Genomic DNA, 788 nt, shown 5'->3' with positions numbered 1-788 from the left:
AATAAGGAATTATCTAGAAAAAGGAAAGAAATTAAAGAATCTAAAAAATCGAAATCATCGAAATCATCGAAACGAACGGAATCCTTTAATTTTTTAATCCTCTAATCTTTTAATCCATTAATAATAAAAGCCTATGTCACTAAAATTTAAGACCATTGAGAAGAGCCAACCGGGTGTTTCGGGAGGTGGAGCGAAGAAATATTACGCATCTCCAGTGTACAGCGGAGAGCTGACGCTGGAAGATATGACGAAGCGAATAGAGAAAATTTCTACAGTAAGCGGGGCAGACATCCGTGCAGTGCTGTATGCCTTTGCCGATATATTGCCTGATGAGCTTACCAATGGCTTTATAGTACGCTTGGGAGAGGTAGGATCTTTCCGTCAGAGCATTAGTAGTGAGGGTAAGGAGGCGGAATCAGAAGTAACGGCGAGTGCTATCAGAGACTCTAGGATACTTTTCACGCCGGGTAAAAAGCTGAAAGATGCCCTGAAAACAGCCAAGTACGAAAAGGTACCTTAGGGATGGAAAATTTCCAAGCTAGGAAAATATAATTTCCTAGTTAGGAAATTGAAATTCCCTAGCTAGGGAATTGAGACTATGAAAAGAATGTATAAAAAAGGGAAAAATCTAAAGAATCTAAAAAAATCGAAATCATCGAAATGAACGGAATCTTTTAATTTTTTCAATCTTTTAATCATTTAATAAAAAAAATAAATCAACATTTTAAATTTAAAAACGATGAACAAAACAACAATCAAGATCAGTGTGTTAGCGTTCTTAGGTTTTA

The 788-nt window shown here is 36.0% G+C and carries 1 protein-coding gene; it reads left to right on the top strand.

Annotation, left to right across the window (positions count from 1 at the left end):
* The first annotated feature begins 133 nt into the window (after positions 1 to 133).
* Positions 134 to 520: an HU family DNA-binding protein gene (locus tag HMPREF9699_RS11635; protein ID WP_002662304.1), complete on the top strand. Its 387-nt coding sequence runs from the start codon at positions 134 to 136 to the stop codon at positions 518 to 520.
* Positions 521 to 788 lie beyond the last annotated feature (268 nt).

This window comes from Bergeyella zoohelcum ATCC 43767, assembly GCF_000301075.1.
GTDB classification, from domain to species: domain Bacteria; phylum Bacteroidota; class Bacteroidia; order Flavobacteriales; family Weeksellaceae; genus Bergeyella; species Bergeyella zoohelcum.
Note: the sequence above shows the minus strand (reverse complement) of the source record. Positions and strands in the feature narration are given on the sequence as shown.

What these genes read in the sequence shown, in the direction of transcription:
- HMPREF9699_RS11635 (WP_002662304.1), top strand. Translation starts at nt 134, where the DNA reads ATGTCACTAAAATTTAAGACCATTGAGAAGAGCCAACCGGGTGTTTCG.